This window comes from Candidatus Binatia bacterium (assembly GCA_036382395.1).
Classification (GTDB): Bacteria; Desulfobacterota; Binatia; order HRBIN30; family HRBIN30; genus JAGDMS01.
Genome location: DASVHW010000126.1, coordinates 1 through 4,267 on the forward strand (window position 1 = coordinate 1; position 4,267 = coordinate 4,267).

Genomic DNA, 4,267 nt, shown 5'->3' on the forward strand with positions numbered 1-4,267 from the left:
CTTGACTTAGCTGGTGCTTCCCGAAACATGGGAGGCATGCCGCAAGATGGGTTCGGGCGCAGCATCGATTACCTGCGGATATCGCTCATCGATCACTGCAACCTGCGTTGCGTGTACTGCATGCCGCTGAGCGGGCTACGCTTCGCAAAGTCGAATGAGTTGCTGTCCGCGGCCGAGCTGGAACGCGTGGGCCGTGCGGCAGTCGCCGTGGGTTTCCGCAAGATCCGGCTCACCGGCGGCGAGCCCACCCTGCGCCCGGATGTGGCTGAAATCGTCGAGCGCATGGCTCGCCTGCCTGGCCTGCGTGATCTGGCGATGACCACCAACGGCATCCTGCTGCCGCGGCTGGCGGCGCGCCTCGCCAGCGCCGGCCTGCGGCGGGTGAACATTCATATCGACACACTCCATCCCGGCCGCCTGCAGCGCCTCATGCGCTTCGGAACGGTGGAGGAAATCTGGGCGGGCATAGAAGCGGCGGAAGCCGTGGGCCTGCGTCCCATCAAGCTCAACGTCGTGGTGACGCGCGGGTATAACGATGAAGACGTCGTCGAGTTGGCGCGCCTGACGCAAACCCACGACTGGCATGTCCGCTTCATTGAGCTGATGCCCCTCGGCGGTGGGGAATGTGCGCGGCTGGCGGTGTCGCAGTACGTGTCGAACCAAGACACCCGCCGGCGCATAGAAGAGGCGGTCGGTCCGCTGACGCTGCTTCCGGATCAACATCCCGCCGACGAGTCGCAGAACTTCCGCCTTGGGAATGCGCCCGGCGTGATCGGGTTCATCAGCCCGGTGAGCCGCCCGTATTGCGGCAACTGCAACCGCATGCGGCTCACGGCTGACGGCAAGTTCCACCTCTGCCTGCTCAATGACGACGAGATCGATTTGCGCCAAGCCCTGCGCGACGGGGCCGACGATACGGCTATCCAGAACCTCTTGTTGCGGGCCGTCGCCGCCAAGCCGACCGGACACCACCTTGCCCGCGGCGTTTCTACCGAAGACCGCAGCATGTACCAGATCGGTGGATGATCACCCTGATCGTCACGGATGCCGCCTCGTCGCGTGGGTTGAGTCGAGGCGGCGCTTTGTTATAACCGCACGATGGCGGTAACCAGTGTCAGTCAGGCCCGCACCGTTCTCGGTGACGACGTCCTCGGTGCCGAAGCACTTGCCAATGTCCTCGGCCAAGTGTCGGCTGCGGAACTTCGTACGGAGATTCCATTCACCAGTGCCGCTCTTGCCGCTGCCCGCAACAGCGGGATGATGCTGGTCTTACGGCTGGCACAGGCGGATGATCGCGTGCCGCTGACGATCGTGCAGATGTTGCAGCGATTCCCGCAGGCGTTCGATCAAAAACTTCTCCGCCAGATGGGGTACCAGTTGAAAGACGAGTGGGGCATCGCGTTGGAACCGCTGGCGGCCACAGAGACGTGCACTCCGGGTTGGGCGTTGGTGCGCAAAGACGTGTTGGAAGACAGCTGCAACCTGTCGTACGATGAGCAGGATACGGCTATTCGCAACTACGCGGCGATGTTGGGCGATGCCGCGGTCCGCCGCCGAACGGCGGTGGAAGCCGTGTACGACACGCTGCTGTACTTTGAGGCGCGTAAGATCCGCCTGCTGGAGCGCAGCTGGGATTGGTCGAGTTCGGCGACGCTCGACGGCGGCTATCTGAATGTTGGGGGCTTTGCTTCGGCCGGCATGCAGGTGCTGAGTTATTCGCGCGCCGTACGGCACGGCCAGCTCGGAGTGTGCCCGACCTGTCAGCCGATCAAGTGAGTGCGCGCCATGTACTTTGTGACGACGAAGCGACCGGACTACATCCTGTTCTGCATGACGCCGAGCGAACGGGCCGCCATCGGGCTCACCGAGAAACAGATGGTGCACTTGCTGGTGCGGCCGTCGTGCGCAGACGAGTGGCGCCTCCTGTGCGAGTGGAATACCGACGCCTATTCACTCACCGATTTCATGGCCGCGCTACACCACGTGAGCGAACCGGCGGATCCACAGCAGTTGCTGGACTTCGTCCCCGCCCGGCTGCGTTCCTGAGCGGCCTCCACCCCGGTCGGATCGCTCTCCTTATCCACGATCCAGCGCGGGTGACCGCAGCGTCACTACGCGGCGCCGCGGTCTAAGCGCAAGGCGGCAGACTGGGCTCGTGCGGCCACCTCCGCCACTGGTCGGCTGCGGCGAATTGGTCGTTGGGCGCGCAGCGCATGCTGGCGGCTACGGGCGTGTTCTTCGCAGGCGGAATGTAGACGCTGGAAGTGCCCTCGGCGCCACATCCGGCGAGCACCAATACCGTGAAGCAGACCATCGCTGTCCACGCCCTATTTCTTCGGCCTAATCCAATCATGCATGCTCCCCAAGCGGGCGCTACCTGACCATCACCCGATGCCTGTTGTCAAGCAATTTGGTGCATGCTGTCCAAAGCTGTCAGCAGTCAGCGGTCAGCTCTCGGAGGCTGTGAGGGAATGCGTCGTCCGCGACCACGGCGATTCCACCATTGCTGACCTTCGGCTGCTCACAGAGAGTCTCCTAACGAAATCTCATTTGCCCGTGCCAGTGTGCTGCCCAAAATTGGGCCAGCACCGACCGGGGGGCCACATTGGCAGCCGGTGGGTTTCATGGTAGATCCTGCGGCCCGCACAGAGCGTGATGTCAGAACAGGCCTTGACAGGGGTGCGCGTCATCGAGTGTGGCACCATGGTTTCTGCCGCGTATGCGGCGAAGCTGATGGCCGACCTCGGTGCCGATGTCATCAAGGTTGAACCGCCGCGCGGTGGCGACCCCGCTCGGCGTCGAGGACCATTTCCGGGCGGCCATCCCGATGCGGAAAAGAGCGGGCTCTTCTTGTATCTCAATACGAACAAACGCGGCGTGACCATCGACCTTGCCCAGCCGCGGGGGCGTGAGGTGCTGGCCACGTTGGCGGTGAAGGCGGATCTGCTGATCCACAATTTCTCGCCGGGACAGATGGCGGACATGGGCGTGGACTTCGCCTCTCTGTCGCGCGTCAATCCCGAGTTGGTGCTGGTATCCATCACGCCGTTTGGTCTCACCGGCCCGCATCGCGATTACCAGGCGACCGATCTTACTCTGTGGAATGCGGGCGGGATCGCCTATCTGAACGGCGGCGGACCGGCCGCCGAAGATCTCCCACCACTGAAGGCGTTCGGCCAGCAGTCCGAATTCCAGGGCGGCCTCAATGCCGCAGTGGCTGGACTGGGCGCGCTCCTTGCCCGGGTACGTGACGGTCGTGGCCAGCACGTCTCGATCTCCATTCAGGAAAGCCTTGCCGCTACTCTCGAACTCGCCTTCGAGTTCTGGCCGTACATGGGCATGCTGGCTTCACGCTTGGGCCAAAAGCCCATCCAGCCGCTCGACTTTCTCGAGTGTCGCGATGGGTGGATCTACCTCTGTTGCATCGAGGAGCACCAGTGGCAAACCTGGGTCGATCTGATGGGGAATCCGGAGTGGGCCAGCCTGGAGCTGTTCGACAACCGGCTCACACGCGGCGCCAACTGGGATGCGCTCAAGTTGTTCCTGCAAGAATGGGTGCGGGAGCACAGCGTCGAGGAACTGTATCACGCCGGACAAGCTCGCCGAGTGCCGCTGGCGCCGGTGTCGACGATGGCCGACCTGTTCGCCTCCGACCATCTCAAGTCGCGCGGGTTCTTCGCCGTCATCGATCACCCGCGCGCCGGCAGCCTGCAGTACCCCGGTGTGCCCTACAAGTTCTCGCTCACCCCGTGGACGATCCGCCGGCCCGCGCCACTGCTCGGACAGCACAACGACGAGATACTGGGCGACTTGGGAATCACGGCTGCGGAGCTGACCGTGTTGCGACAGGAAGGAGTGATGTAGTGATGGCCGGCGCCGCGCCGCTGCAGGGCATCCGCGTTGCGGACTTCACCTGGGTGTGGGCTGGACCGTTTTGCACCTTGCAGCTGGCGCACCTGGGCGCGGAAGTCATTCGGATCGAGACCGCGACGCGCCCCTGCGTCACCCGCATGCTGCCGCCGTGGGCGGAGGGCGAGTTCGGCCTCAATCGGAGCGGGTATTTCAATCAATACAACCAGGGAAAGCTGAGCCTGGCACTCGACTTCAAGAATCCCCGCGCCGTTGAGATTGCCAAGGAACTGGTCGCCCAAAGCGATATCGTCTGCGAGAATTTCGCCTTCGGGGTGATGGACCGCATGGGGCTGGGGTACGATGTCCTGAAGCAGATCAAGCCCGATATCATCATGATCGCGATGTCCGGCTACGG

At 63.4% G+C, this 4,267-nt stretch carries 5 protein-coding genes; all 5 read left to right on the forward strand.

Features of this window, described 5'->3' with window-relative positions:
* Positions 1 to 36 precede the first annotated feature (36 nt).
* Positions 37 to 1,026 (forward strand): GTP 3',8-cyclase MoaA, encoded by a 990-nt coding sequence (gene moaA, locus VF515_05980; protein HEX7407186.1) that lies wholly within the window; start codon positions 37 to 39, stop codon positions 1,024 to 1,026.
* 72 nt (positions 1,027 to 1,098) lie between these two features.
* Entirely contained in the window at positions 1,099 to 1,776 is a 678-nt protein-coding gene (locus VF515_05985) for a hypothetical protein (protein HEX7407187.1), read from the forward strand.
* 9 nt (positions 1,777 to 1,785) lie between these two features.
* Positions 1,786 to 2,046 (forward strand): hypothetical protein, encoded by a 261-nt coding sequence (locus VF515_05990; protein ID HEX7407188.1) that lies wholly within the window; start codon positions 1,786 to 1,788, stop codon positions 2,044 to 2,046.
* A 609-nt stretch (positions 2,047 to 2,655) separates the two neighbouring features.
* A complete protein-coding gene (locus VF515_05995; GenBank protein HEX7407189.1) occupies positions 2,656 to 3,864 on the forward strand; it encodes a CoA transferase in 1,209 nt (402 codons plus the stop codon).
* 2 nt (positions 3,865 to 3,866) lie between these two features.
* Positions 3,867 to 4,267, forward strand: a 401-nt coding sequence (locus VF515_06000) for a CoA transferase (GenBank protein ID HEX7407190.1), incomplete at its 3' end; no start/stop codon positions are given.